General features: G+C 52.0%; 26 protein-coding genes and 1 tRNA gene. 14 read left to right on the top strand and 13 right to left on the bottom strand.

The features are described 5' to 3' along the window. Positions 1-23 precede the first annotated feature (23 nt). The 4 genes from LMED105_RS04725 (at position 24) to LMED105_RS04710 (ending at position 4,195) form a co-directional block, all read left to right on the top strand. On the top strand, positions 24-1,226 hold the full coding sequence (locus LMED105_RS04725; protein ID WP_008248711.1) for an ATP phosphoribosyltransferase regulatory subunit: 1,203 nt from the start codon (positions 24-26) through the stop codon (positions 1,224-1,226). After that, positions 1,223-2,524 carry an adenylosuccinate synthase gene (locus LMED105_RS04720; RefSeq protein ID WP_040512347.1) on the top strand — a complete coding sequence of 434 codons (1,302 nt, stop codon included), beginning with the start codon at positions 1,223-1,225 and terminating at the stop codon, positions 2,522-2,524. Before LMED105_RS04725 ends, LMED105_RS04720 begins: the two co-directional genes overlap by 4 nt. A gap of 17 nt (positions 2,525-2,541) precedes the next feature. Then, positions 2,542-3,018 carry a phosphoribosyltransferase gene (locus tag LMED105_RS04715; protein ID WP_008248707.1) on the top strand — a complete coding sequence of 159 codons (477 nt, stop codon included), beginning with the start codon at positions 2,542-2,544 and terminating at the stop codon, positions 3,016-3,018. 145 nt (positions 3,019-3,163) lie between these two features. Further along, positions 3,164-4,195, top strand: coding sequence for a YdiY family protein (locus LMED105_RS04710; RefSeq protein ID WP_198006793.1), 1,032 nt, complete (start codon positions 3,164-3,166; stop codon positions 4,193-4,195). 135 nt (positions 4,196-4,330) lie between these two features. On the opposite strand, the gene LMED105_RS04705 is transcribed toward LMED105_RS04710, so the two are convergent. Continuing rightward, a tRNA-Leu gene (locus LMED105_RS04705) sits at positions 4,331-4,417 on the bottom strand. 44 nt (positions 4,418-4,461) lie between these two features. On the opposite strand from LMED105_RS04705, the gene rnr reads away from it, so the two are divergent. From rnr to htpG, 4 genes are all read left to right on the top strand, one after another. Continuing rightward, a complete protein-coding gene (gene rnr, locus LMED105_RS04700) occupies positions 4,462-6,978 on the top strand; it encodes a ribonuclease R (RefSeq protein WP_008248703.1) in 2,517 nt (838 codons plus the stop codon). A 14-nt stretch (positions 6,979-6,992) separates the two neighbouring features. Beyond that, positions 6,993-7,727 (top strand): 23S rRNA (guanosine(2251)-2'-O)-methyltransferase RlmB, encoded by a 735-nt coding sequence (rlmB, locus tag LMED105_RS04695; protein WP_008248701.1) that lies wholly within the window; start codon positions 6,993-6,995, stop codon positions 7,725-7,727. Positions 7,728-7,745: 18 nt separating this feature from the next. After that, positions 7,746-10,067 carry a DNA topoisomerase IV subunit A gene (gene parC, locus LMED105_RS04690; protein WP_008248692.1) on the top strand — a complete coding sequence of 774 codons (2,322 nt, stop codon included), beginning with the start codon at positions 7,746-7,748 and terminating at the stop codon, positions 10,065-10,067. A 97-nt stretch (positions 10,068-10,164) separates the two neighbouring features. Beyond that, positions 10,165-12,063, top strand: a complete 1,899-nt coding sequence (htpG, locus tag LMED105_RS04685; RefSeq protein ID WP_008248684.1) for a molecular chaperone HtpG — start codon at positions 10,165-10,167, stop codon at positions 12,061-12,063. 9 nt (positions 12,064-12,072) lie between these two features. On the opposite strand, the gene LMED105_RS04680 is transcribed toward htpG, so the two are convergent. The 4 genes from LMED105_RS04680 to LMED105_RS04665 form a co-directional block, all read right to left on the bottom strand. Then, a complete protein-coding gene (locus LMED105_RS04680; protein WP_008248681.1) occupies positions 12,073-12,534 on the bottom strand; it encodes a hypothetical protein in 462 nt (153 codons plus the stop codon). A 134-nt stretch (positions 12,535-12,668) separates the two neighbouring features. After that, positions 12,669-13,259, bottom strand: coding sequence for a glycine zipper 2TM domain-containing protein (locus LMED105_RS04675; RefSeq protein WP_008248679.1), 591 nt, complete (start codon positions 13,257-13,259; stop codon positions 12,669-12,671). Positions 13,260-13,328: 69 nt separating this feature from the next. After that, positions 13,329-14,504, bottom strand: coding sequence for a VWA domain-containing protein (locus tag LMED105_RS04670; RefSeq protein WP_008248678.1), 1,176 nt, complete (start codon positions 14,502-14,504; stop codon positions 13,329-13,331). Between the two features lie 14 nt (positions 14,505-14,518). Then, entirely contained in the window at positions 14,519-15,361 is an 843-nt protein-coding gene (locus LMED105_RS04665; RefSeq protein WP_008248677.1) for a MoxR family ATPase, read from the bottom strand. A 249-nt stretch (positions 15,362-15,610) separates the two neighbouring features. Between LMED105_RS04665 and LMED105_RS04660 the strand changes: the two genes are divergently transcribed. Both LMED105_RS04660 and LMED105_RS04655 read left to right on the top strand, forming a co-directional pair. Further along, positions 15,611-15,931: a cytochrome c gene (locus LMED105_RS04660; protein WP_040512392.1), complete on the top strand. Its 321-nt coding sequence runs from the start codon at positions 15,611-15,613 to the stop codon at positions 15,929-15,931. Positions 15,932-15,953: 22 nt separating this feature from the next. Beyond that, on the top strand, positions 15,954-16,286 hold the full coding sequence (locus LMED105_RS04655) for a cytochrome c (protein ID WP_008248674.1): 333 nt from the start codon (positions 15,954-15,956) through the stop codon (positions 16,284-16,286). 94 nt (positions 16,287-16,380) lie between these two features. Here the strand turns inward: LMED105_RS04655 and LMED105_RS04650 are convergent, their stop codons facing one another. The 7 genes from LMED105_RS04650 to fdxA all read right to left on the bottom strand — a co-directional run bounded on the left by LMED105_RS04650 (position 16,381) and on the right by fdxA (position 21,704). Continuing rightward, the gene (locus LMED105_RS04650) at positions 16,381-16,815 is read right to left on the bottom strand and encodes a DUF1841 family protein (protein ID WP_008248671.1); all 435 of its coding nucleotides are present in this window, start codon (positions 16,813-16,815) and stop codon (positions 16,381-16,383) included. A 7-nt stretch (positions 16,816-16,822) separates the two neighbouring features. Beyond that, positions 16,823-17,929, bottom strand: coding sequence for a hypothetical protein (locus tag LMED105_RS04645; protein ID WP_008248669.1), 1,107 nt, complete (start codon positions 17,927-17,929; stop codon positions 16,823-16,825). Next, entirely contained in the window at positions 17,926-18,558 is a 633-nt protein-coding gene (gene nth / locus LMED105_RS04640) for an endonuclease III (protein WP_008248668.1), read from the bottom strand. The genes LMED105_RS04645 and nth overlap by 4 nt, the downstream gene beginning before the upstream one ends. Continuing rightward, the gene (locus LMED105_RS04635; protein ID WP_040512345.1) at positions 18,555-19,196 is read right to left on the bottom strand and encodes an RnfABCDGE type electron transport complex subunit B; all 642 of its coding nucleotides are present in this window, start codon (positions 19,194-19,196) and stop codon (positions 18,555-18,557) included. The genes nth and LMED105_RS04635 overlap by 4 nt, the downstream gene beginning before the upstream one ends. Beyond that, on the bottom strand, positions 19,189-20,424 hold the full coding sequence (locus LMED105_RS04630) for a polyhydroxyalkanoate depolymerase (protein ID WP_008248663.1): 1,236 nt from the start codon (positions 20,422-20,424) through the stop codon (positions 19,189-19,191). The genes LMED105_RS04635 and LMED105_RS04630 overlap by 8 nt, the downstream gene beginning before the upstream one ends. 116 nt (positions 20,425-20,540) lie before the next feature. After that, positions 20,541-21,347 carry a ferredoxin--NADP reductase gene (locus tag LMED105_RS04625; protein ID WP_008248662.1) on the bottom strand — a complete coding sequence of 269 codons (807 nt, stop codon included), beginning with the start codon at positions 21,345-21,347 and terminating at the stop codon, positions 20,541-20,543. 33 nt (positions 21,348-21,380) lie between these two features. After that, positions 21,381-21,704, bottom strand: coding sequence for a ferredoxin FdxA (gene fdxA, locus LMED105_RS04620; RefSeq protein WP_008248660.1), 324 nt, complete (start codon positions 21,702-21,704; stop codon positions 21,381-21,383). Positions 21,705-21,871: 167 nt separating this feature from the next. Between fdxA and LMED105_RS04615 the strand changes: the two genes are divergently transcribed. Genes LMED105_RS04615 through LMED105_RS04605 form a run of 3 tightly spaced genes read left to right on the top strand, consistent with a single transcriptional unit; the run spans position 21,872 to position 24,014 of the window. Next, the gene (locus LMED105_RS04615) at positions 21,872-22,558 is read left to right on the top strand and encodes a lactate utilization protein C (protein ID WP_008248658.1); all 687 of its coding nucleotides are present in this window, start codon (positions 21,872-21,874) and stop codon (positions 22,556-22,558) included. A 2-nt stretch (positions 22,559-22,560) separates the two neighbouring features. Further along, positions 22,561-23,688: a TRAP transporter substrate-binding protein gene (locus LMED105_RS04610; protein WP_008248654.1), complete on the top strand. Its 1,128-nt coding sequence runs from the start codon at positions 22,561-22,563 to the stop codon at positions 23,686-23,688. Between the two features lie 50 nt (positions 23,689-23,738). Continuing rightward, positions 23,739-24,014: a polyhydroxyalkanoic acid system family protein gene (locus LMED105_RS04605; protein WP_008248652.1), complete on the top strand. Its 276-nt coding sequence runs from the start codon at positions 23,739-23,741 to the stop codon at positions 24,012-24,014. A 19-nt stretch (positions 24,015-24,033) separates the two neighbouring features. Here LMED105_RS04605 and LMED105_RS04600 read toward each other — a convergent pair whose 3' ends face one another. Then, complete coding sequence (locus tag LMED105_RS04600; RefSeq protein ID WP_156799542.1) at positions 24,034-24,996, bottom strand: SDR family NAD(P)-dependent oxidoreductase; 963 nt, start codon at positions 24,994-24,996, stop codon at positions 24,034-24,036. Here LMED105_RS04600 and LMED105_RS04595 point away from each other — a divergent pair. Continuing rightward, a complete protein-coding gene (locus LMED105_RS04595) occupies positions 24,988-26,007 on the top strand; it encodes a CDP-6-deoxy-delta-3,4-glucoseen reductase (protein WP_008248648.1) in 1,020 nt (339 codons plus the stop codon). The genes LMED105_RS04600 and LMED105_RS04595 overlap by 9 nt on opposite strands. Positions 26,008-26,009 lie beyond the last annotated feature (2 nt).

Here is a 26,009-nt window from a genome sequence, read left to right as displayed (position 1 = left end):
CTCGTTTAAGAGTTGGAATAGTCATGTCTGCTTGGCTTTTGCCAGAGTCTGTCGCCGATGTATTGCCCTCCGAGGCCCGGCGAATCGAAGAATTGCGACGGTCCCTGTTGGACCGCTTTCGCGTATACGGCTATGAATTGGTGATGCCACCCATGCTGGAGTACACCGAGTCGCTGCTCGGCAATGCCGATGCTTCCCTGAATTTGCAAACTTTCAAGTTGCTGGACCAGGCGAGTGGGCGTATGTTGGGTTTGCGTGCAGACACAACACCCCAAGTGGCTCGAATTGATGCTCACATCTTGAACCGAAAAGGTGTAACCCGCCTTTGTTATTGCGGACCGGTGCTTCACACGCAGGCTTTGGGTTTGCACAATACCCGCGAGCCATTGCAATGTGGTGCTGAACTTTACGGTTGTGGTGGCATTGAGGCCGATCTTGAAATATTGAATTTGGCTGTTGACACCTTGAACTTGTCGGGGCTGAAGGGCTATCGCCTTGCCCTGTCGCATGCGGGTTTGTTAGCCGCAGTGGTGGATGGTGAAGGCCTTACCGATAGTCTCATTCGTCGTCTGCACGATAGCTTGGCCCAAAAAGACCGGCCTGCCCTTGAGACGCTGCTGGCCGGTGTTTCTGGTGCCTGCAAGGCAAATGTACTGGCTTTGCTGAGTTTGTATGGTTCGGTCGGTGGCGGCAATTGCGTGCTGAACCGGGCGGCCGAGACCTTGCCCCGCAACCCGAAGGTGGGTGCGGTACTCAATGAGTTGCGCACTTTGATTGCGCGCTTGCAGGAAACGGTGTCGGCCATACCTGCACTCATTCTCGATTTGGCGGACCTGGCCAGTTTTGATTATCACAGCGGTCTGATTTTTTCAGCTTACGTAGAAGGTTGTCCCAATGCAGTGCTGCGTGGTGGTCGCTATGACGATGTGGGTGCCGTGTATGGCCGAGCCCGTCCTGCCACCGGCTTCTCTGTGGATTTGCGCGAACTGGTGTCTTTGCAGGCTGTGCATTCCAAGCCCAAAACAGCCATTCGCGCTCCCTGGGTTTATGACACTGAATTAATGGCTGTGATTCGCGAATTGCGCAGTCAGGGCGAGGTGGTGCTTCAGTCGCTGCCCAATACCGCCCAAGAGGAAGAAGAGTTTGTATGTGATCGGCAGCTTGTACAGGCCAACGCCGTGTGGAAAGTGGTGCCGATTGGCATGAATCAGGAGAAATTGAAATGAGTTTTCGAAATGTGGTTGTGATTGGTACCCAGTGGGGTGACGAAGGCAAGGGCAAGGTGGTGGACTGGTTGACTGACCATGCCCAAGGCGTTGTTCGTTTCCAGGGCGGTCACAATGCGGGCCACACACTGGTAATTGGTGGCAAGAAAACGATTTTGCGTTTGATTCCCTCTGGTATTTTGCGCCCTGATGTGCAGGTGTACATTGGCAATGGCGTGGTTTTGTCACCAGAGGCCTTGCTCAGTGAAATTGACGAACTGCAAGCCGGTGGCATTTCAGTGGAAAGTCGCCTGAAAATCAGCGAAACCTGCCCATTGATTCTGGACCACCACATTGCGTTGGACAAAGCCCGCGAAGCCAAGCGTGGCGATGCAAAAATAGGTACTACTGGCCGTGGCATTGGCCCTGCCTATGAAGACAAGGCCGCCCGCCGTGCCCTTCGTGTTCAGGATCTGTTTCATCCCGAGAAATTCCGCGCCAAACTGGATGAAGTGCTGGATTACCACAACTTTGTCTTGACCCAATACCTGGGTGCTGAGCCTGTCGACGCGCAGGTGGTATTTGACAAAGCCATGGCGCTTGCTCCTCGAATCAAGAATATGGTGGCCGATGTGCCTACCTTGCTGCAGCAAGCCAATGACGAAGGCAAAAACCTGCTATTTGAAGGTGCTCAAGGGGCCTTGCTTGACATCGACCACGGTACTTTCCCTTTCGTGACCAGTTCCAACTGTATCGCCGGTGCGGCCTCGCCTGGCGCAGGTGTTGGTCCACAGCGTTTGCAGTATGTATTGGGAATTACCAAGGCCTACGCAACGCGCGTCGGGTCTGGTCCTTTCCCGACTGAATTGTTTTGCGAGAAGGGCATGTACCTGGCCAAGAAGGGCAATGAGTTTGGTTCGGTAACCGGTCGTCCGCGTCGCTGTGGCTGGTTTGACGCTGCTGCCTTGCGCCGTACCATTCAGTTGAACGGTGTATCAGGCCTGTGCATCACCAAGCTAGACGTGCTGGATGGCATGGAAACCATTCAAATGTGTGTGGGCTATGAATTGGCCGATGGCACCAAGACCAACATTCTTCCTTTTGGTAGCGACAAAGTCGAAGGGTGCAAGCCGATTTTTGAAATTTTCCCTGGCTGGAAGGGCACAACTTTCGGCGTGAAACAGTTTGACGATTTGCCGGAAGAGGCCAAAACATACCTGAAGCGCATGGAGGCAGTGTGCGGTGTGCCTGTTGACATGATTTCGACCGGCCCTGACCGTGATGAAACCATTGTGCTGCGTCACCCCTACAAAGCCTGAGCCAAGAACTCTCGCGCATGAGCGACAAGCTGCATATTGATTATGCGCAGTACCACCACCTGATTGATCAGGTGGTACGGGCCGTTCAAAGTTCTGGTTTTCAGCCTGATTGTGTCCTTGGGGTTTCTCGAGGCGGTCTTTTCCTGGCGGATGGTTTGTCTCGTTCCTTGCGCAAACCAATGGCTGTAATCGCTGCGTCGTCCTATCGTGATGGCGAGGGTACCAGCCAAGGCGAATTGCAGCTTTCCGCCAGCATAGCTGCGGTTGCGCCAGTGGGTGGTAACGTGCTTTTGGTGGACGACCTGGCCGACACCGGGCACACCTTGCAGGCCTTGTGCGAACATCTACGCACGATCTGTCCCGACATTGTTGACCTGAAAACGGCGGTGGTTTGGGTAAAGCCCGGGTCTGTTTTCAAACCCGATTTTGCTGCCGAATATCTCGAATCAGATGTCTGGATTGTGCAGCCATTTGAAACCCGCGATTTTCTCTGAAATCCCCCTGAATATCTTGTACTAACTTCTCTCAAAAATACCTTATTTGCGGTCTAAAAAGACCTAAAAATCGATGTGTTATCCTATGGGTCCATTTACCTGCCAAGGAGACCTCGGGACAATGCCTGTCTTAAAAGAAGTAAACGTGAAAAAACTCCCCCCTTTATTGAAATTTGCACCCGCTTGTGCGGTTGCACTGTCCTTGTTCAGTGGCCCGGTTTTCGCAGCCAACGTGGTGTTGAAAAACGGTGATCGCTTGACTGGCGAAATTGTCAAACTAAGCGACAACATCCTTACCTTAAAATCTCCCTTGTTCGGCGAAGTCGAGTTGCCCTGGAAGCAGGTTCTTGAATTGCAGTCTGATGATGGCGTCACAGTGAAGCTTAAAGATGGCAGCACTGCAAAGGGCAGGGTCACGTTGAGCCAACAGGGCGAGCTGGTTATCGATCAAGGTGATTTGGGGCGCACCAAGCCCCTGCCAAGGGCCGATATAGCGATGTTTAATCCGCCTGTGGTGGATCACTCGGTGAAATACAGTGGAAGAGCCAACTTGGGTGGCGTATTCAATAGGGGTAACTCGGAAGACGATGCCCTGAATTTTGATGCGGAGTTGATTGCCCGAACCCCAGAGAACAGATACACGCTGGCAGCTGAGGTGAACGAGGCAGAGTCTGCAGGGGTGACCACCACTTCGAACCGATACTTGCTAACCCAGTACGATGCATTTCTCAGCGAAAAAGATTACCTGTTTGTGAACGCCAAAGGCGAGCAGGACAAATTGGCTGACTTGAATTTGAGAACCTCGCTGGGTGCTGGTTATGGTTATCAGTTTTTTGAAACCGAGCGTGCCAAGTTATCAACAGAATATGGTTTGGCTTACATCAACGAAGATTATATTGTTGCCCCAGACGAGTCGTTTCCGTCATTAAGCCTGGGATTGGACTATGAGCGAAAATTCTGGAACAAACGCCTGGTGTTTTTCAACAACAATGATTTGTCGGTAAGCCTTGAGGACACTGCTGACGCTTTGTTCAAAACCAAAGTAGGTTTGCGTGTTCCGATTGTTGAAAATGTGAATGTGGCCACGCAAGTGAATGTGGATTATGACAACATGCCGCCACCCGGCGTGAAGAAAACCGATACCAGCCTGATTTTCAGCGTGGGTTATGGTTTTTAGGTGAAATTTTTTGGCGAATTTGTATTGCAGACACCAGCGGCAATGCAAATTCGCAAAGCGCTTTGGAAATTCAGAATTAAAGCCGGGAAAGTGCTGTACACTGCGTTGGAACGCACATGTTACAGAGAAAACTGCTGGTGCCCAGGAGAGGACTCGAACCTCCACAGTGTTACCACCACTAGGACCTGAACCTAGCGCGTCTACCAATTCCGCCACCTGGGCACAGGTGCGAGCCGTGAATTCTAATGAAATAAATAAATTTGTCAATGCATAAAACAGAAATAAAAATTCCAAGTCGTGAAGACATCCTGGCTGTACTGCGCCAAGCGCAAGCCCCCTTAACCCGCGAACAGGTTTTTGAGCACCTTAAACTCACTGAAGATCAAATCCCCATTATTGAAAAACGACTGAACGCCATGGAGCGTGATGGTCAATTAATGCCCAACCGAAAGGGCATGTTGTTGCTTTCTACCAAACTTGATTTTGTGGCAGGCCGTGTTGCGGGTCACCGTGACGGTTTCGGTTTTCTGGTTCGCGACGATCGCGGGCCCGATGCCTTCCTTTCCCCGCGCGAAATGCAAAAAGTATTGCATGGTGACCGAGTGCTGGTGCGAATTACCGGCACGGACCACCGTGGCAAACCTGAAGGCACGATTGTTGAGGTGACCGAGCGCAAAACCAACCGTTTGGTAGGGCGACTGGTTTCTGAACGTGGCATTTTGCTGGTCATTCCCGAAGACCAGCGCATTAAACACGATATTCTCGTGTCGCCGAAAGACGTGGGCAATGCCACGCCGGGCAAAGTGGTGACGGTCGAAATCATCGAGCAGCCCACGCGTCATTCTCAGCCAATCGGCAAAGTGGCCGAGGTTTTAGGCGAGCTGGATGACCCAGGCATGGAAATCGAAATTGCAGTGCGTAAATTCGATGTGCCACATGAATTCAATTTACTCACGATGAATCAGGCCGAAAGTATTCCCAACGAAGTGGAGTACAAAGACCTGAAAGGCCGCGTAGACTTGCGCGATGTGCCCTTTGTAACCATCGATGGTGAAGATGCCCGTGACTTTGATGATGCGGTGTACTGTACGCCATCAAACGACACCAAAGGTGGCTGGCGTTTGCTGGTGGCGATTGCCGATGTAAGCCACTATGTGTTGCCCGGTACACCCATCGACCAAGAGGCCACCAAGCGTGGCACGTCGGTGTATTTTCCGCGTCGGGTTATTCCGATGTTGCCCGAGAAATTGTCCAACGGCTTGTGTTCACTAAACCCAGGCGTCGACCGCTTGGTTTTAGTTTGTGACATGATCATTGGGCCCAAGGGTGCGATCAAGGCCTACCAGTTTTACAACGCAGTGATCCATTCTGCAGCCCGCCTGACATACAACCAGGTTTGGGACGCATTGACCGATTCACAAAGCCTGACCGCCAAAGCGATGGGGCATGTGTATGGCGACGTCGAAAATCTGTACACACTGTTCAAGGTCTTGTTTGAGTCGCGCCAGCGCCGCGGTGCCATGGAAATTGACACCGTTGAAACCCAGGTAATGCTGGACCCCGATGGCAAAATCGACAAAATTGTGCCCAAACGCCGCAACGACGCACACCGTTTGATTGAAGAATGCATGTTGGCCGCCAACGTGTGCGCTGCCGATTTTCTGGAGCGTAGCAAACACCCCAGTTTGTACCGTGTGCACGAGGGACCAACAGTTGAGAAGCTGCAAAACTTGCGCGCATTTTTGCGCTCAGTTGGCTTGACACTGGATGGTGGGGACGACCCCACCAGCATGGATTACGCAAACCTGATGAAAAAAATTCAGGGGCGTCCTGATCAGGCCTTGCTTCAAACGATGATGCTGCGCTCGATGCAGCAGGCGATTTACACGCCGCACAACAGCGGTCACTTTGGCTTGGCGTATCCAGCCTACGCGCACTTTACTTCGCCGATTCGTCGTTATCCAGACTTGATGGTTCATCGAAGCATCAAGGCCCTGTTGGCTGGCAAGCGCTACGTGCCATTGCCACTCGATGAGCGTGAATTCGAAGATTTCGACCCGAGGCGTCGTGTCGACAAGGTTGAGGAAATTGCGCGTTGGGATCAATCCGGTAACTGGTTTTCGTCCACCGAGCGTCGTGCCGATGAGGCTTCTCGTGATGTGATGTCCTGGCTGAAGTGCTTCTTCATGAAAGAGCGCGTGGGCGACACCTTCCAGGGCCATGTCTCGGGCGTAACCAGCTTTGGTTTGTTCATTACCCTTGATGCCTTGTATGTGGAAGGCTTGGTGCATGTGTCAGAACTGGGAACGGAATACTTTCAGTACAGCGACAGCCTGCATGAATTGCGGGGTGAGCGCAGTGGAATCCGCTACCGCCTGACCGACCCGATCAATGTGCAAGTGTCCAGGGTTGACCTGGATGCCCGCCGAATAGAATTCCGCCTGGTGCAAGGCGTGAAGTTTGAAAGTTTGATGCGTGACCCTGGTTTGGCCAAACCCAATGGCAAGCAAGGCAATCGACCCCAGCGCCAGCAAGGCCGCCGCACCAACACAACCCAGTTGCAACAGGCAGTGCAAGACGCGGGTAAAGCGGCGCCGACACTGCCGCCGGAAGAAAACACAGCGACACGCGGTGTGAACAAGAAGCGGGCTGCGGATGAATCACGCAGCAAGGCGGCCGCCGAGAAGAAACGCAAGGAAGAAATTCAGAAAGCCAAGCGTGTCAGCCGTACCAAACCCGCCACAGGGTCTAAAATGCGCACTGCAGCGAAAAAACCTAGATAAGCGGAGCGACTCAATTGGCCATTTTGTATGGTTTTCATGCCGTGTCGGCCCGGGTTAAAACAGCCCCGGCCAGCGTGGAAGAGGTGTTGGTAGACCAACACCGCAAAGACAAACGCATGCAGCAGTTCATCGACAAGGTGAAAGCGGCTGGCGTGAAAGTAAGTGCAGCCGATTCTGATCGTTTGGAAAAGGCAGCAGGGCACAAACAACATCAAGGCGTGGTGGCCTTTGCCAAGGAATTGGTGAAAAGCAACGATCTGTTTGAAATCATAGATACCCACGGCAAGAACACCTTGCTGTTGGTACTGGATGGTGTGACCGATCCCCACAACTTGGGCGCATGCCTGCGGAGTGCCGATGCAGCCGGTGTGCACGCCGTGGTGCTGCCAAAAGACAAATCGGTGGGCATTACCCCAGTGGTGTCCAAGGTGGCCTGTGGCGCCGCTGAAACAATCCCTGTGATCACTGTAACCAACCTCGCCCGTACGCTGGAAGAAATTCAAGATGCCGGTGTGTGGTGCATTGGCACGGCAGGCGAAGCCACAGATACCCTGTATGACGCTGATTTGAATGGCCCTATCGCTTGGGTGCTGGGCGCCGAAGGCGACGGCATGCGCCGCCTGACCCGCGAAAAATGCGATCAACTGGTACAAATCCCGATGATCGGCAGTGTTGAAAGCCTGAACGTGTCCGTGGCCAGTTCAGTGTGCCTGTTTGAAACCCTTCGTCAACGTCAATTCTCAAAATAAGAAACCTCGAAGCACCGCATGGAACAACTCACCCTCGATGCAACGCCACCTTCTGGCGACGATTCTGAAACGATTACCCTTGGCTTGTATGCTGAGCGCGCTTACCTGGATTACGCCATTTCTGTGGTGAAGGGCAGGGCCCTGCCCGAGTGCGCCGATGGCCAAAAACCAGTACAGCGGCGAATTTTGTACGCCATGAATGAAATGGGCCTGGGCAACAATGCCAAGCCCGTGAAATCTGCCCGTGTAGTGGGTGATGTGTTGGGTAAATATCACCCACATGGCGACCAAGCTGCTTACGATGCACTGGTGCGCATGGCGCAGAACTTCACCCTGCGTTATCCGCTGATCGATGGCCAAGGCAACTTTGGTAGCCGCGACGGCGACGGTGCTGCCGCCATGCGATACACCGAAGCCCGCTTAACCCCGATTGCCAAGCTGCTGCTGGATGAAGTGGACATGGGTACCGTCGACTTCATTCCGAACTACGATGGCAGCTTTCAGGAACCCAAACTGCTGCCGGCGCGCCTGCCTTTTGTATTGCTGAATGGTGCCTCCGGTATTGCAGTGGGCATGGCCACCGACATTCCTCCCCACAATATTCGGGAGGTGGCCGCGGCCACGATTCATTTGATCAAGCACCCGAATGCTGACTTGGACACCATCATGGGTCATTTGCCGGCGCCCGATTTCCCGGGTGGCGCGCAAATTATTTCGCCAGCGAGTGCAATGAAAGAAATTTATGCCGGTGGGCGGGGCTCCATCAAGGTGCGCGCTCGTTGGGACATTGAAGAAATGGCCCGTGGCCAGTGGCAACTGGTGGTGAAGGAATTGCCACCCAATACCAGTACTGCCAAGGTGCTTGAAGAGATTGAAGAGCTGACCAACCCCAAGGTAAAGACTGGCAAAAAGGGTTTGAGCACCGAGCAGCAAAACCTGAAGGCGCAAGTGTTGGCCATGCTGGATGCTGTGCGCGATGAATCGGGCAAGGAAAATGCGGTGCGATTGGTGTTCGAGCCCAAAAGCCGCAATGTGTCGGTGGAAGAGTTCTCAAATCTGCTGCTTAGCCACACCAGCCTTGAAACAAACACATCAATTAACCTTGTGAGTATCGACAATGCAGGCCGCCCCGGCCAGCGTGGTTTGATTGCCATGCTGCTGGACTGGATCGAGTTTCGCAAAGTGTGCGTAACCCGCCGCAGCCAGCACCGTCTGGCGCAGGTGAACGACCGTATTCACGTGCTGGAAGGACGCCTGATTGCCTGGCTGAACATTGATGAAGTGATCAAGGTAATTCGCGAAAGCGATGAACCCAAGCCTGCGCTGATCGAGGCCTTCAAGCTGAGCGACCGGCAAGCCGAAGACATTCTTGAAATTCGACTGCGCCAGTTGGCACGTCTTGAAAAAATCAAGATTGAACAAGAACTGGCCAAGCTGGCCGAGGAAAAGGCAGACCTGGAAGCCTTGCTGGCCGATGAAGGCAAACTGAAAACCCGGATTATTGGCGAAATTCGCAAAGACACCGACACCTACGGCGATGATCGCCGCACGCTGATTGAGGAAGCCGAGAAGGCCAGTGTGGAAGTGAAAGTGGTTGAAGAGCCTACCACCGTGATTGTCTCGCAGAAGTTCTGGATTCGAAACCGGCAGGGCCACGGTCATGATGCCGCACAATTCGGCTTCAAAGTTGGGGATGCTTTGTATGCGGCTTTTGAATGCAAAACCACCGACAATACCTACTTGTTTGGCGCTGGCAATGCGCTGGGCAAAGTGTTCAGTGTGCCGGTTGCGGCATGGCCTGGTGGCAGGGGCGATGGCATTCCTGCCCAAAGCCTGGTCGAGTTGAATGGGGGCTCGCTGAGTCACGCCTTGGCCGCACCGGCCACACAACCTGTGTTTCTGGCATGCAGCGCCGCCTACGGCTTTTTGGCCACTGCTGGCAACATGGAAAGCCGCATGAAGGCGGGCAAGCAGTTCATCAGTCTTAATCCTGGTGAAAAGTTGTTGTCACCAGCGCTGTTGCAGCCCACAGACGACCGTGTCGCAGTGCTTTCTGAGTCTGGGCGTTTTCATGTGTTCATGCTGGACGAGCTAAAACAGCTTTCTGGCGGCGGGCGCGGCGTGCAGTTGTTGCCGCTTGATGACAAAGACACGCTGGTGGCTGCCGTTGCCTTCGGGCCCGCAGACAGCCTGGTGGTAGCTGGTACAGGCCGGGGAGGTAAAGATCGCGAGGAAGTTCTGAAACCCGCCTTATTGGCTGAGCGCCTTGGCAAACGTGGTCGAAAAGGCAAGGAACTGGATATCAAGTTCAAGGCAGATAGCTTGCGCAAGTTCAGTTAAAAAAAGGTCCTTTGGGGCCTTTTTTCTCGTCTTGAAATCCTGAACTTTGTCCCCACATCTCCGACATCCAAACCAAGAAGATGAAGGGAGCAATAACATGGGTGCAATGAAGGAAACAATGGGTTTTCAAACGGAAGTGAAGCAACTTCTGCATTTGATGATTCATTCCCTGTATTCCAACAAGGAAATTTTTCTTCGCGAGTTGGTGTCCAATGCCTCGGATGCTTGCGACAAACTGCGCTTTGAAGCCATCAACAATGCCGGTCTTTTCGAGAACGACAGTGAATTGAAAATTCGTGTGAGCTTTGACAAAGACGCACGCACCATCACGATTGAAGACAATGGCATCGGTCTTAGCCGCGATGACGCGATTGAACATCTTGGCACTATTGCAAAAAGTGGTACCAAAGAATTTTTCGGTAAATTAAGCGGTGACCAGCAAAAGGACGCTGCTTTGATTGGTCAGTTTGGCGTTGGGTTCTATTCGGCCTTCATTGTGGCCGACAAGGTGACAGTGCGCTCGCGCAAAGCGGGTTTGCCCGCTGGCGAAGGTGTGGAATGGGAATCCAAAGGCGATGGCGAATTCAGCGTGGAAGCCATAGAGAAAGCAGACCGCGGCACGCAAATTATTCTTCACTTGAAGGCCGATGAAGACGAGCTGCTTTCCGGCTGGAAGTTGAAGAGCATTTTGACCAAGTATTCCGACCATATTTCGCTGCCCATTCAAATGTTGAAAGAAGAATGGGACGAGGAAGCGGGTGGCATGAAAGCCACTGGCGAGTGGGAAAATGTGAACAAGGCCAATGCCTTGTGGGCACGTTCAAAAAGCGACATTACCGCTGAACAGTACAACGAGTTTTACAAAACCATCAGTTTTGACTTTGCCGACCCCCTTGCTTACACCCACAACCGTGTGGAAGGTGGCCGTTCTGAATACACTTCTTTGTTGTATATCCCCGCCAAAGCCCCTTATGACTTGTGGGACCGGAACCAGCAGAAGGGTATCAAGCTGTATGTAAAGCGTGTATTCATCATGGACGACGCGGAACAGTTGATGCCCCCCTACATGCGCTTTGTGAAAGGCGTGATCGATTCCTCAGATTTGCCTTTGAACGTATCGCGCGAAATTCTGCAGGAAAGCCGTGATGTGAAAGCCATTCGTGAAGGCTCTGTGAAGAAGGTGTTGGGCTTGCTGGAAGACATGGCAGCTAATGAAACCGAGAAATACGCCAGTTTCTGGAAAGAGTTTGGCCAGGTGCTGAAAGAGGGCATGGGCGACGACCCGGCGAACAAAGAGCGCATTGCCAAATTACTGCGCTTTGCGACTACCCAAAGCGAGGGTGAGGCGCAAACCGTTTCACTGGCTGACTACGTAGGCCGCATGAAAGAGGGTCAGGAAAAGATTTACTACGTGACCGCTGATACCTACGCCGCAGCCAAGTACAGCCCACACCTCGAAGTATTCAAGAAGAAGGGTGTGGAGGTGTTGCTACTGAGTGACCGCGTGGACGAGTGGATGCTTTCCTACCTGCAGGATTTTGACGGCAAGGAATTGCAGAGCTGTGCCAAGGGTGGTTTGGACCTGGGTGCCCTTGAGGATGAAAAAGACAAGGAAACCAAGAAGAAGGTTGAAGACGAGTTCAAGGATGTACTGAAGAAGGTCGAAGACTTGTTGAAGGATCGCATTAAAGAAGCCCGTGTCACTTTGCGATTGACCGACAGCCCTGCGTGTATCGTGGCTGATGAGGCGGGCATGAGCGAGCATTTGAAGCGCATGCTGAAGCAGGCAGGCCAGAATGCACCCGACACCAAGCCGATTCTGGAGCTAAACCCCGAGCATCCGTTCATTCAGCGTTTGAAGATCGAGAAAGATCACTTTGACGAGTGGGTGAATGTGTTGTTTGATCAAGCGGTGTTGGCCGAGGGTGGTCAGCTTGAAGACCCTGCCGGGTTTGTTCGCCGCTTGAACATGTTGTTGTTGACGGTTAAGGCCTGATTGGCGTGTTCAGTGACTAAGTGGCTGGGGCTGACTGTTCAGTGCCCAGCCCAGCCTGCTTTGCAAGGCGTTGGCCAGGTAAAGTGATTGTTCAAAAAATCGTTGCACATACTTTAGGTCGGCTTGGGTTACCAATGTTTCTTGCCACCGTAGCTGAAATTCGGCCTTGTGGCTGTCCTCCCACATATAAGCGGGAAGCCGAACGCGCTCCATCAAGGCATTGAATTGACTACATTCTTTGCGTATGCCTTCCAGGTCACTGTGCTCGTCTTGCTCCATTACCCTGTGAATACAGGTTATTTCCATCATGCCTTGGTCAATTTGCTTGATTTCAAGCCAAGCGTTTGGAGAGCTTGACATCAGCTTCACGGGATATTTGTTCACTTGTTTGTCCTCATGATAGGGGCTTTTCAGTTGTCCCACCCAGGCGGCCAGTGCCTTGATCAAGTCGGGGTCATTCAATGCTGTCATGTGGAGGTTCCGTTCAAGGGGAAATTTGAATTGAGTGCCTCACAATTTCAACTGGTTCCACAACCGGCCATTCAAACGAAAAAGGCCACCCATTGCTGGGTGACCAAACAAATCCTGTAAACAGATGAGCGGGTTTACAGGCTAGAGGTGATCTGACCGTTCACAACTTTTACGCGGTCGCCAGATTGCCAGCTGGGTGGGCTGCTGAAACTGAATACATCTGAACTGCCTGCGTCGTATTGAACCACTACATCATATTGGGTGGTCGAGTTGCGGTCTTTTTCAATCTTGTTGCCAAGTACGGCACCGCCCACCACGCCAGCTGCGGTGGCTACCTTCTTGCCGCTACCGCCGCCGATTTGGTTGCCCAGCAGGCCACCCACAACACCGCCAGCTACAGCACCGATACCAGAGCCTTCACCTTGAATGGTACGTTGGCGAATTTCAACAACCCGACCGCAGGTGCTGCACGTTGCGGCTGTTTGCACAGGCGCTGGCTTGGAAGCGGCAGGCTTCGAAGCAGCTTTCTTGGCGGCGGCCTCCTCTTTGGCTTTTGCTTCTTCTTCCAGACGTGCTTCTTCTTCCATCTGGGCGATTTCTTGGTCGCTCATATTTGCGTTGCTGTTTGGCAGCAGACCAGTCATGGATGCAATTGCTATGCCGCTGGCCAAAATAATGGCAACAGCTGCAGCAATAATCAGGGGATGGGTACGTTTGGTTTCCATTTTCTTTCTCCACACGAAATGTGTTTGTGTTGCTAATAACGGGGAGGGTCAGAAAAAGGAATACAAGGATTACTTACTAAGGTATCGCATTGCAGTTTCAAGCCCACCGACCGTGAGGGGGTGCATGCGGTGTTCCATGATATTTTGAATGATTTCAACGCTTTGACGATATTGCCAAAGCCCTTCGGGTTCCGGGTTAAGCCAGACGGCTTTTGGAAAGCGATCAAGAAAACGACGCAACCACACTGCGCCAGCTTCCTTGTTATTGTACTCGACTGAGCCTCCTGGCTGGAGTATTTCGTAGGGGCTCATCGTGGCGTCGCCCACAAAAATGAGGCGGTAATCGCTGTTGTAGGTGCGCAGTATGTCTGTGGTCTGAAAACGCTCGCTGTGACGACGGTGGTTTTTTTTCCACAAAAAGTCGTACACACAGTTGTGGAAATAATAAAACTCCAAATGCTTGAATTCACTTTTCGCGGCGCTGAACAATTCTTCAGTACGGCGAATGTGATCATCCATAGATCCGCCCACGTCCAGCAGCATCAATACCTTCACTGAATTGTGGCGTTCCGGACGCATTTTCAAATCCAGCCAGCCGGCATTGCGCGCTGTCGATTCAATGGTGTTGTCCAGGTCTAGTTCTTCTTGCGCGCCCTCACGCGCAAACCGGCGCAGGCGGCGCAGGGCAATCTTGATATTGCGTGTGCCAATTTCCAGCTCGTCGTCGTAATCCTGGTAAAGGCGTTGATCCCAAACCTTCACCGCGCGGCGGTTTCGGCTTTCATCTTGCCCTATACGCACGCCTTCCGGGTTGAAGCCATTGTTACCAAAAGGCGAGGTGCCGCCCGAGCCAATCCATTTGCTTCCGCCTTCGTGCCGCTCTTTTTGCTCTTTCAACAGTTCCTTCAAGCGTTCCATCAACTTGTCCAGTCCGCCCATGGCTTCAATGGCTGCCATTTCCTCAGGCGTGAACTCCCGATTGAATCGCTTTTCCAACCAGTCCTTCGGCAACTGAGCGAACAAATCCATGTTCTTTTCCAGCCCTTTGAAGTAGCTGCCGAACACCTGGTCGAACCGATCAAAAAATCGTTCGTCTTTGACCAGGGTCAGGCGGGACAAATGGTAAAAATTGTCCAGGCTCGGTGTCATGAACTGAGCCTTCATTCCCTCAAGCAGGGTGAGGTATTCCCGCACGGTCACGGGAATTTTGGCATCGCGAAGTTGAAAGAAAAAATCCAGTAACACAGCAAAAGCCTTTATTAACGACCCTGGCGGGCCATGAACACCAAACGGTTGAACAATTCAATATCTTGCTCGTTTTTCAGCAATGCGCCGTGCATGGGTGGAATGGCGTCTTTGCCGTCTTTGGCTTGTAATGCACTGGCAGGAATATCTTCGGCCAGCAGCAGGCGCAGCCAATCGATCAACTCCGATGTGGTCGGTTTTTTCTTTAAACCGGGCAGGGCTCGAATACCAAAAAAGCTGGCCATTGCAGCATCCAGCAATTCTTTTTTCAGATTCTTGAAGTGCACGGCCACAATGCTTTCCATGGTGGCTTTGTCAGGAAATTGAATGTAGTGAAAAAAGCAGCGACGCAGGAAAGCATCTGGAAGTTCTTTCTCGTTGTTGGAGGTGATGATCACGATCGGGCGGTGTTTGGCCTTGATTAGCTGCTTGGTTTCATAGCAGTAAAACTCCATGCGATCAATTTCACGCAGCAAGTCGTTCGGGAACTCAATATCGGCCTTGTCGATTTCATCGATCAGCAGCACAACGGGCTTGTCGCTCTCAAACGCCTGCCACAGCACACCTTTTACAATGTAGTTCGCAATGTCTTTTACTCGCTCTTCACCCAATTGAGAGTCGCGCAATCGGCTGACAGCGTCGTACTCGTAAAGACCCTGTTGGGCTTTTGTGGTGGATTTGATGTGCCACTGCATCAGTTCCAGGCCAAGCGATGCGGCCACTTCTTCAGCCAGCAGTGTCTTGCCGGTGCCCGGTTCACCCTTGATCAGCAAGGGGCGTTGCAGCGTAATCGCTGCGTTGACAGCGAGTTTTAGATCGTCTGTTGCGACGTAGGTTTTGCTACCTTCAAAACGCATTTTTGTAATTCCTTGTAATTCAATATCGCCAGTGTAAGTGCTTTTCGGGGCTTATTTGCTGAATTTTTCATCCAATTTGGCGCTTTCGGCCAGCAGTTCATAGACTAAGCCGCGGTTCAACCGTAAAATAGCAAGGTTTTTGCCCAGCGCCACCCTCTACACAAAACGGCGCGGCTGACCACCAATTACATTTGTTGACGAGAGAGCGAGATGAAACGTATCGGTTTGACTGTTCGCGCAATGCGCGCAATGAGCGCAATCAGCGCAACCGGCCTGTTGGCTGCGGTGGCTTTTTCTAACCCCGCAATGGCTGTTGAAGGCAACGCCGAGGCAGCGGCATCGAAGAAGTCCATGTGCATTGGCTGCCATGGTATTCCCGGTTACAAGGCCAGCTTCCCCGAGGTGTACAACGTGCCTTATATCGCGGGCCAGAACGCCAAGTACATTGAGGCAGCGCTAAATGCCTACAAGAAAGGCGATCGCAAGCACCCCACCATGCGCGGTATCGCTGAAACGCTGACCGAACAGGACATCGCTGACCTGGCCGCGTACTACGCACAAGCCAAGTGATTTGCAACAAGGACAACTCAATATGAAAACTAAATTCGCTATCGCCGCAGCCTTGTTTGCCGCGTCATTCTCTGTTCAGGCTGCTGATATTGCAGCAGGTAAGGCCAAGGCTGAAGCTCAGTGTGCTGCCTGCCATGCTGTAGAAGGCAACTGGAACAAAACCATGGATCCTTCTTACCCCAAGCTGGCAGGTCAACATGCTGACTACATCGCCAATACTTTGAAGCAGTATCAGAAAGGTGGCCGCAACAATGCCATTATGGCTGGCATGGCTGCAGGCTTGAGCCAGCAAGACATCAAGGATTTGTCAGCATTCTTTGCCTCGCTTGAAGGCGATTTGTACCTGAAGAAGTAAATTGCTTGCCAGTCTGAATGGACTGGGCTTAATGAAAAAACCCGCTTGAAGCCATGTTGCTGAAGCGGGTTTTTTTATGACGAACAGGCGCGGATTAAACCCCGCTGTGTTCCAAAATGCATTGAATGTAATTTTCGCTGCTGAATGCAACCCCGTTTTTCTGTTGCTGGTAAATTTGCTCAGCCAAACATTCAAAAACTTGGTGAGCGGCTTTGTGGTCATCGCCCATTTTTTCACACAGTTTGGAGAAAGCTGCCCGAATGCCGGGTGGCTGGTCGATGCTCACCTGTTCAGCCACGGCCAAGTGCATGGACAGGTGCAGAAACGGATTGCTTTGGCCCGCTTCTACTGAGAAATCGGCTGCAAGAATCGATTCTGGTTCAGCATCAAAAACTTCAAAATACTCCGGGTGCTTGGTCATCCATTGCAGTGCAAGGCTTTCCGCTTCACTGAGTGGTTCTTCCTTGTGGTATTTTTTCCAGCTGTTCAAAAAGAACAGCCTTGCCTGGTCGCGTGTTGGGTTGAACATGAAAAAGTTACCTCGTGTATTCCATCTGTGGGCTGTTGAACAGGCACAGACTCAGTCTGTTATTTCTGGGTGGCGTTACCACGGTGTCGCCTTGGTTTAACCAAGCTGCTTGACCAAATACGCCAATCCATTCAGTGTCGGGAAAACTGGACAACACAGTGGCGATGTCATTGTCATCGGCATGGCACATTTGGCTGCGTTCGAAACCCGCGAAAAGGATTCCTACGTTAGGCGCCTTGGCACTGAAATGAGCAGTCACCGCGGGCATCCAATCGTGAATTTCCCTGTCGATGGCCTTGGGGGTACGGTGGGCCAGTCGAACCTTTTGCCCTTTGAGGACCGGCGCAGCCAGCCCTAGGGTACCGTCGGCATGAATTTCCATCACGGGTATCCAGCTTTCGCCTTTGTCGTGCACCACCTGCAAACGCATGCCCACCGGGCGCGGTTGCTCGCCCGGGCATTGAAGTGCTGTGGCCGCTTTTTCATGGCCTACGCGAATCAGAAACAGGCCGTTGCTTTCGGTCACTGTTTGATAGGGTCCTAGAAATGTGAGTCCCTCAGAGTTGAGAATCAAGGGAGTTTGCACCAGCAGCTGGGTTGCACAAATAGCTTCACCGCAAATGCGACCGTGCTCAACGCGTGGCATTTTTGCGTAATTGGCACCGTACGACAACAAGCCCAAGGTGTCTGCCTGCACGACGCTAGAATCAGGCTCGCAGTCGGCCAATGTCCAGTGGTCGGTCAGTACCTGCTCGTGCTCAACCATGCACAGGTTCAAGGCAGTGTGCCGTGCAGGAATATTGCCTTGTGGGGTTTCAAATTCTTTGCCAAACACAGCGACCAATATTGTGGGCTCGTTGCTGTACACCTGGCCCTGGCCCAACAGGCCAGAGGCACAACCTCCCCACACATTCATACAGTTGGTTTTGCTGACACACATCTGTGCCAGGTCCTGCAAAAGCGGCGCGAAATGGGGAGTGCACAACAAAATGACCCGGCTGATGTAGTCGGAGTGGCGGCGAAGTCCAGCTTTTTCGACAGCACTTTCAATCAGCGTACTCGCGTCTTCAAGACTGGCATCACTGAACACCTGAACGCAAATAGCGTGGGTCATGTTGTTTTCTTTTTGAATTCGCACAAGTCCACGATACTACAACGAGTGCATTCGGGTTTGCGTGCTTTGCACACATAGCGACCATGCAAAATCAGCCAATGGTGGGCGTTTAACATAAACTCTTGGGGCACCAGCTTCAACAATCGTTTTTCAACTTCCAGTACGTCTTTTCCAGGGGCTATACCTGTGCGGTTACTAATCCGGAAAATATGCGTATCGACAGCCATGGTGGGCTGTCCAAATGCGGTGTTCAATACCACGTTTGCTGTTTTGCGACCAACGCCCGGAAGGCTTTCAAGTGCTTCCCGGTCAGCCGGAACCTCGCCATTGTGCTGGTCCCGCAAAATTTCGGCAGTTTGCACAAGGTGCTTGGCTTTGGATCGGAAAAGACCAATGGTTTTGATGTAACCCTCTACCCCGGCTACACCAAGCGCCGCGATGGATGCTGGTGTATTTGCGACAGCGAACAGTTTCCGCGTGGCGATATTCACGCCTTTGTCGGTGGCCTGTGCGCTCAGCAACACTGCAGCCAGCAGTTCAAACGGCGTTGAATACTCCAGCTCGGTTTTTGGTTCGGGATTGGCCTGCTGAAACCGTTTGAAAATCTCGGTACGCTTTTCTTTGTTCATGGTGTTTGTGCCTGCCGCCGTGCCCGCGCCCTGGCCAGTGCGGCTTGTACCACCGCTTTTTTGGCTGCTGCATCGGGGCTGGGAGTGTCGTCTAGCTCGTCGAGTTTGTGAATTGCTTTGGCTTCGAGTCTTTCTGCCTGTTCTTCTTTTTGCCGTTCTAAGCGTATTTCGCGAGTTTGCATGCGAGTACGGGCAGCATGCGCCTGGGTTTGATCCCAAGCGCTGAATTCAGGCATGAACACCATATCGATGCAGTCGACGGGACAAGGCGGAATGCACAGCTCGCAGCCCGTGCAAAGCTCGGCCAGCACGGCATGCCTGCGTTTGCTACTTCCCACGATTGCGTCAACAGGGCACGCCTTGATGCACAAAGTGCAGCCGATGCAATGTTGAGGGTGAATGCTGGCGATGTGACGCTCAATGGTAGTGCCGCAGCTGGGGTCAACTGGTTTTTCTGGAAGATTCAACAGGGCAGCCAACGCGACGATTGTACTCTCGCCGCCGGGGGGGCACCGGTTTAAATCGGCCTCACCGCTCGCCAAGGCCTTGGCGTAGGGTAAGCAGCCCTCAAACCCACATTGAGTGCATTGGGTTTGAGGAAGTAGATCGTCTATTTGATGTACAAGTTGCTCATGCATTCTTGGCTATGAATTCGCGGATTTTCGGATAAACCTTCTCGCGCCAACGGCGACCGCTGAAGATACCATAGTGTCCGCATTCCATGGCTTCGTAATGTTCTTTCTTGTCCACAGGCAGGTTTTTGCACAGCTTGAGCGCAGCCTTGGTTTGACCTGGACCAGAAATATCGTCCAACTCGCCTTCAATGGTTAATAGCGCCACTGTTTTTACGTCTTCGGGTTTGACCTGCTGGCCTCGAACTTCCCAAGTGCCAAGTGGCAAGGCGTGATCTTGAAACACGGTTTTGATCGTGTCCAAATAATATTCAGCCGGCATATCAAGCACGGCATTGTATTCGTCGTAAAACTGGCGGTGGCTTTCAGCGCTTTCCCCATCACCTTCAACCAGGTGCATGTAAAAGTCGTAATGGCTTTGGGCATGTTTGTCCGGGTTCATGCTGACAAAACCCAAATGCTGCAAAAAGCCTGGATACACGCGGCGCAGGTAGCCTGGGTAGGTGTGGGGTACGCTGTAAATTACATTGTTTTCAAACCAGGAGTAGGGCTTTTTGGTGGCCAGATTGTTCACCTCGGTGGGGCTTTCACGGGTGTCAATCGGGCCGCCCATCATGGTCATGCTTTTGGCCTGTTTGGGGTCTTTGTTGGATGCCATCAGCGACACGGCAGCCATCACCGGTACAGTGGGTTGGCACACTGAGATCAGGTGAACATCGGGACCCAGAAGTTGAATGAATTCGATGCAGTAATGCACATAATCGTCCAGGCGGAATTCGCCTTCAGACAGGGGAACCATGCGCGCATCAACCCAATCGGTGATGTACACATCGTGGTCTTGAAGCAGCGTTTTGACTGTGTCTCGCAGCAGGGTGGAGTGATGACCAGACAAGGGCGCAAATACCAATACCTTGGGTTGTGGCTTCAAGGGTTTGGATTCGGCGGGAATCATTTTGCGGAAATGAATCAGTTTGCAAAATGGCTTGGTTTCAACAATTTCCTGAGCAATAGATACTTCGCGATCGCCGCACTTGACTGTGGTAATTCCGAATTCAGGTTTCTCATATTCCTTGCCCAAGCGGTACATCAATTCGAAACCCGCTGAAATACGACGTGCCATGGGCAAATGCGCCAAAGGGCTGAATGGATTGCTGTATAGCTTAGAACCTGCTTCTGCCCAGATGGTCATGGGGTTTAACAGCGCTCGCTGAAATTCGTGCATTTGATACAGCATTGAAAGTGCCTCCGGCTTTATTAGGCGATTGTCTTGATTTGACAATTATGTGTCAGGTTCCTGACGATTATCTTGCAAACATTGCTGCAACGCAACATGTTTGAATGATTCTTCGATCACCAATAGTTTTCAACCGCGATTTCACCTGGGGTGTTTCGTCTTGCTGGTGAATAGCCTTTTGATTTCAGTACCTTGCGTATGTCAGTAACCATCTCGGGGTTGCCGCAAATCATGAATCGACTGCGTTCAACATTCATGGGTAAGCCTGTGTGTTTGGTCAGGATGCCTTGTTCCAGCAGTGCGGTAATCCGTTCATCCAGGCAATTCGGTATCTTCTCGCGGGTGACCACAGGTACGTAAACAAATCGTTTTTTGACGTTCTCGATTAATTCGCTAAACACGGGATGTTCAACAAACCCGTTGATCATGTCTTGGTAAACCAGTTCCTCAGCCGTGCGGGCACTGTGCACCAGCACGATGTTTTCAAACTGTTCCCAAGTGTGAGGGTCATGAAGGATCGAGAGAAACGGTGCCAGACCTGTGCCCGAGCCCAACAACCAGAGATCTTTGCCGGTTTCAAAGCGGGCGGTGGTGAGAAAGCCGAAGTTGGTTTTGTCGATGTAGATGGGAGACCCCACCTTCAGCTGGCTTAGGTGACTGGTGAAAGCCCCGTTGGGTACGACAATCGAGAAAAACTCGAGATGTTCGTCAAACGGACCGGAAACCATGGAATAGGCACGCCAGATAATTTCTGGCTCAGCGGGCAGTTGCAGGGTGTTGTCAACACCCAGCCTTGCAAATTGGCCCGCGGTGAAGCGAAAGCCAGTTGGGCGGGTACAAGTGAAGGAAAACAATTTGCCCGGTACCCAGACTCGTAAGCTGGTAATTGTTTCCCGGGTGTATTTGTCTTCAACTTCACTCATGGTGCTACTCGATGGGTACTACCTTGGAGCCGATTACTTCTCAAGGTATTGCAGCTTGTCTTTCACATCTTTCCAGTCATCGGCATCGGGCAGATGCGCCTTCATGCGAGTAATGCTTGGCCAATCTTTGGCCAGTTCTACGTTCATGTCGATGAATTTCACCTGGTCGGCAGGCACATCTTCCTCGGCATAAATCGCGTTGACGGGGCATTCAGGAATGCAAACGGCGCAGTCGATACACTCGTCTGGATCGATTACCAAAAAATTGGGGCCTTCGCGAAAACAGTCGACTGGGCATACGTCCACACAATCGGTGTATTTGCACTTGATGCAAGACTCGGTAACTACGTGTGTCATGGTGAAAATGATTGGTTAGACAAGATAACGAGACATTGTAATCGATTGGACCGCATTGCACCTGAATCTCCGCTCGAATTCACCAACTGGCATGGGGCATACCCTAGGGGCGACAGTGGCGTGGTTTTTCTATAATGATTACTACGAATATCTGCCTAGGGTGCACTTTGAGCCAATCTTTCAACGACGACGACCTGGATACCACCGCGGCTCGTTCAGAAATTCTGAGCCGGATTCGCAGCCTCCAGTCCCGGCCTGTCACCATGCACGAGAACGAGATGACCCTGGCCAAGGGGTATCTGGCCAGGAAAACCCGAGGACCTGCACCAAGCCCGGTTGAGAACGTGGTGGCTTTGTTTGAGGAGAAATCCCGGGCGATGCTTTGCACTGTTCAACGGGTGAAGTCGACTGCGGAGGTGGCCCAAGCCTGTGCGGCCTTTCTTGCCGAGAATGAATTGAACGGCACTGTGGCTATTTGGCCGTCGTTGAATCAGTTGGACTGGTCCGTGTTGCCGCATGAGGCGCGTTTGGGTGCCCCGACAGGCGATGATCTGATCGGTATCAGCGCTGTGGCGTGCGCGGTGGCGGAAACCGGAACCCTAGTTTTTGCCAGCAAAACCGACGAACCTGCCAGCACGCACTTGCTGCCTGAAACTCACATTGCGATTGTTCGGGAAGAGCAAGTGGTACACACCATGGAAGACGCATTTGAGCTTTTGAGAAAAGAAAGTCGGATAATGCCGCGTGCCTTGAACTTTGTGTCTGGCCCTTCACGTACAGCCGACATTGAACAAACCATTGTGCTGGGCGCGCATGGTCCCTACAGGGTGCATTTAATTTTGGTCGGCAAATAAGCATGCGAGACGACTCCCGGCGACGCTTTGTAAAAAAGGCCTTGGTGGCGGGTGCTGCAGGAGCCATGGTCACTCCAGTGGCTTCCCAGTCTGCTGCCTTGGTCAAAACCGCAAAACCTGTCGTATTCAAGTTCCAAAGCACTTGGCCCACCAAAGACATTTTCAATGAGTTTGCCCAGGATTTCGCAAAGAAGGTGAACGACATGTCGGGCGGCGAGTTGCGCATTGATGTGTACCCCACCAACAGCATTGTGAAAGCTTTCGGTATTCAGAATGCTGTGCACAAAGGGCAGCTTGACGGTGGTCATGGAGTTCCAACTTATTGGCATGATCGCCACGCTGCCTTTTCCCTGTTCGGCAGCGGCCCCAGTTTTGGCATGAGCTCGAACCAGATTCTGGCGTGGTTTCAGTACGGCGGTGGTCAACAGCTCTATGACGAACTGGTTCAAAAAGAAATGAACTTGAATATTCAAGGCTTCATGTACGGGCCATTGACACCCCAGCCTTTGGGCTGGTTCAAGAATCGGATCGAGAGCATCAAAGACCTCGACAAAATGCGTTTTCGCGCTGTAGGTTTGGCCGCAGAAGTGTTCAAGGAACTTGGCCTGACCACCACCGCCTTGCAGCCCGCCGATATTGTGCCCTGGCTGGACAAAGGCCTGATTGATGCGGCGGAGTTCAACAACCCCAGTTCCGATCGTGCTTTGGGCTTTCCAAGTGTCTCGTCGGTGTGCATGATTCGCAGCTTTCACCAAAGCAGTGAGGTATTTGAAGTTATTTTCAACAAGCAGCGTTTTGACAGTTTGCCATTTGCGTTGCGCTCGATTATTCGATACGCCTTGCAGGCTTCCTCTGCTGATTTAAGCTGGAAGGCCTCTGACCGGTTTTCAACTGATTACGAGGAAATGCGCCGCAAACAAGGCGTTCGCTATTACGTAACTCCTGATGATATTTTGAAGGCACAGCTGACTGCGTGGCGCAAAATCATTGCGCGCGAATCAGCCAACAGTCGGATTTTCAAGCGCATCATTGATTCCCAAATGCGTTTTGCCAAACGTGTGGTTGGTTTTGAGAATGACCTGACACCTTCTTCTAAAATGGCCTTCGATTTTTGGTTCTCTACCGTGTAAACCCAGGCTGGGTTAATATGCAGCCATAACACCTTCAAGAGTGAGCCAACATGTCTGATATTCACGCCCGCAAAACACACAATTTGACCCTAGAAGAAGCCAAGCAAACTGCGCAGAAACTGGCAGATCAACTTCAAAAAGAATTCCAGCTGGATAGCCAGTGGCAAGGCAACACCTTGAACTTCACGCGTTCGGGTGTGAAGGGCAAACTGGACGTAACCGACAAAGATGTCACTGTCGATATTTCCTTGGGTTTTATGCTGAAGGCGTTCAAAGGAAAAATTCAGGCCGAAATCGACAAAAATATCGACAAGATGTTTGCCTGAAAAGGTGGATTGGATTGAATCAGAACTTCACACTTAAAAAGTCAGCAACGCTGGGATAGCGAAGACGGAATCCCAGCTTTTTCTGATTCAACGATTCGATTCGCCGCGATTCCGACATGAAGCTCCACATCATGGGGCTGACCATTCGTTTCACCTCTTCCCGTGAAAAGCGGGGTGGGCGTGGAAGCTGATAAGCATCGGCCACCATATCAAAGTAGTCTCCCATTTTGCTGGGTTTCGCATCGCAGGCGTTCAGCACCTCAAAGGTACCGCCTTTGTAATTGACCCATCGGCTTAAACGGCCCAAATCGAGTTCGTGAATATGGTTTGACCACGCATCTTCATCAGGCAGCAAGGCAGGTGTGCGGTTTTTGATGCGGTCAATTGGCAATCGGTCATCGCCATAAATGCCCGGTGCACGCAGCAGGTGTACGTGCACACCATGTTTTAAACCCAAACGCAGTTGGGTTTCTGCATGAACACGCCGTTTGGCCCTTTCTGATTGGGCATTCAGTGGAGTGTATTCATTGATCCATTGCCCTTGCGCATTGCCATAAACACCAGTGGTAGATACGTAGCTGATGCGTGGAGCGGGTTTGCCGTGGGCTTTGGCACGCGTGGCGGCCCACAACACCAGTTTCTTCAGTGTGTTGTCGGTGTTTAGTGATGCGTTGGGTGGGGCCATCCAGACAATTCGGTGACCCAGCGAAATAAGACGCAACAAGTCAGGTTTTGAATTCAGGTCGATCGCAAGTGGTCGTGTGTTGTGGGCCAAGATGGCAGCGCGCTTTGCTGCCGTGTCTGCCCCAGGGCGGTAAGTCGCTGTAAAATGTTGATCTGGAAAGGTTTGCAACAAGACCAAGCCCACTTGCCCGCAGCCCGCAACGCTAATTTTGCTTTGCCGAAAGCGACGGGGCAAACTGCGTTTGAAAAATAACCCGTCGGGTTTGTCGATGTCACGGAAAGTAGTTTGATGATTCACAACGTAGAAATTCTTCCCAGTCAAAAACAGTTTGAATGCGAGTCTGACGATACTCTGTTGTCGGCAGCACTGCGCGCAAACGTCATTTTGCCATATGGCTGCAAAGACGGTGCATGTGGATCTTGCAAGGCCGATTTGCTTGAAGGCCAGGTGGATTATGGCACCTACCAGTCACGCGCCCTGAGCGAAGAAGAGCGTGTACGCGGGAAGGTGCTCACCTGTTGTGCAAAACCATTGGGCCCTGTGAAATTGAAAGTTCGAGAGCTTTCCGGTTTGGGTGATATTCCCATCAAGAAGATGCCGTGTCGTTTGCAGAGCCTCGAAAAGCCAGCGAGCGACGTGGCAATTCTCAAGTTGCAGTTACCCGCCAATGAGGTGTTGCAATTCAATGCCGGGCAGTACATTGAATTCATGTTGCGCGATGGATCTCGACGCAGTTACTCGCTGGCCAACGCACCCTATCAAGAAGGTGGAATCGAGCTTCATATTCGTCACATGCCGGGTGGCTTGTTCACTGACCATGTATTCAACACCATGAAAGAAAGAGAAATTCTGCGTTTTGAAGGACCGTTCGGTACATTTTTCTTGCGCGACGACTCTACAAAGCCTGTGGTGTTGTTGGCCAGTGGCACTGGTTTTGCCCCAATTAAATCTTTATTGGAACAGGCCTTTTTCAAGAACAGCAGCCGTGATTTTGTGTTGTATTGGGGTGCTCGAACCAAGGCTGACTTGTACCTGTTTGATTTACCCATTCAGTGGATGGCCGATCATTCAAACTTCAAATTTGTGCCGGTGCTTTCCGATGCAAGCCCGGCCTGCAACTGGACAGGGCGAACAGGTTTTGTGCATCACGCGGTGATGCAGGATTTCCCGGATTTGAGCGCGCACCAGGTGTATGCCTGTGGTGCACCTATTGTGATTGAGTCAGCGCAGCGTGATTTCACTGCCCAGTGTGGCTTGCCCGAGGATGAGTTTTTTGCAGACTCTTTCACATCAATGGCAGATGCCTGATC

Source organism: Limnobacter sp. MED105 (assembly GCF_000170915.1).
GTDB lineage: Bacteria > Pseudomonadota > Gammaproteobacteria > Burkholderiales > Burkholderiaceae_B > Limnobacter.
The sequence above is the reverse complement of the archived record's forward strand: the minus strand, read 5'-3'. Positions and strand labels throughout refer to the sequence as shown.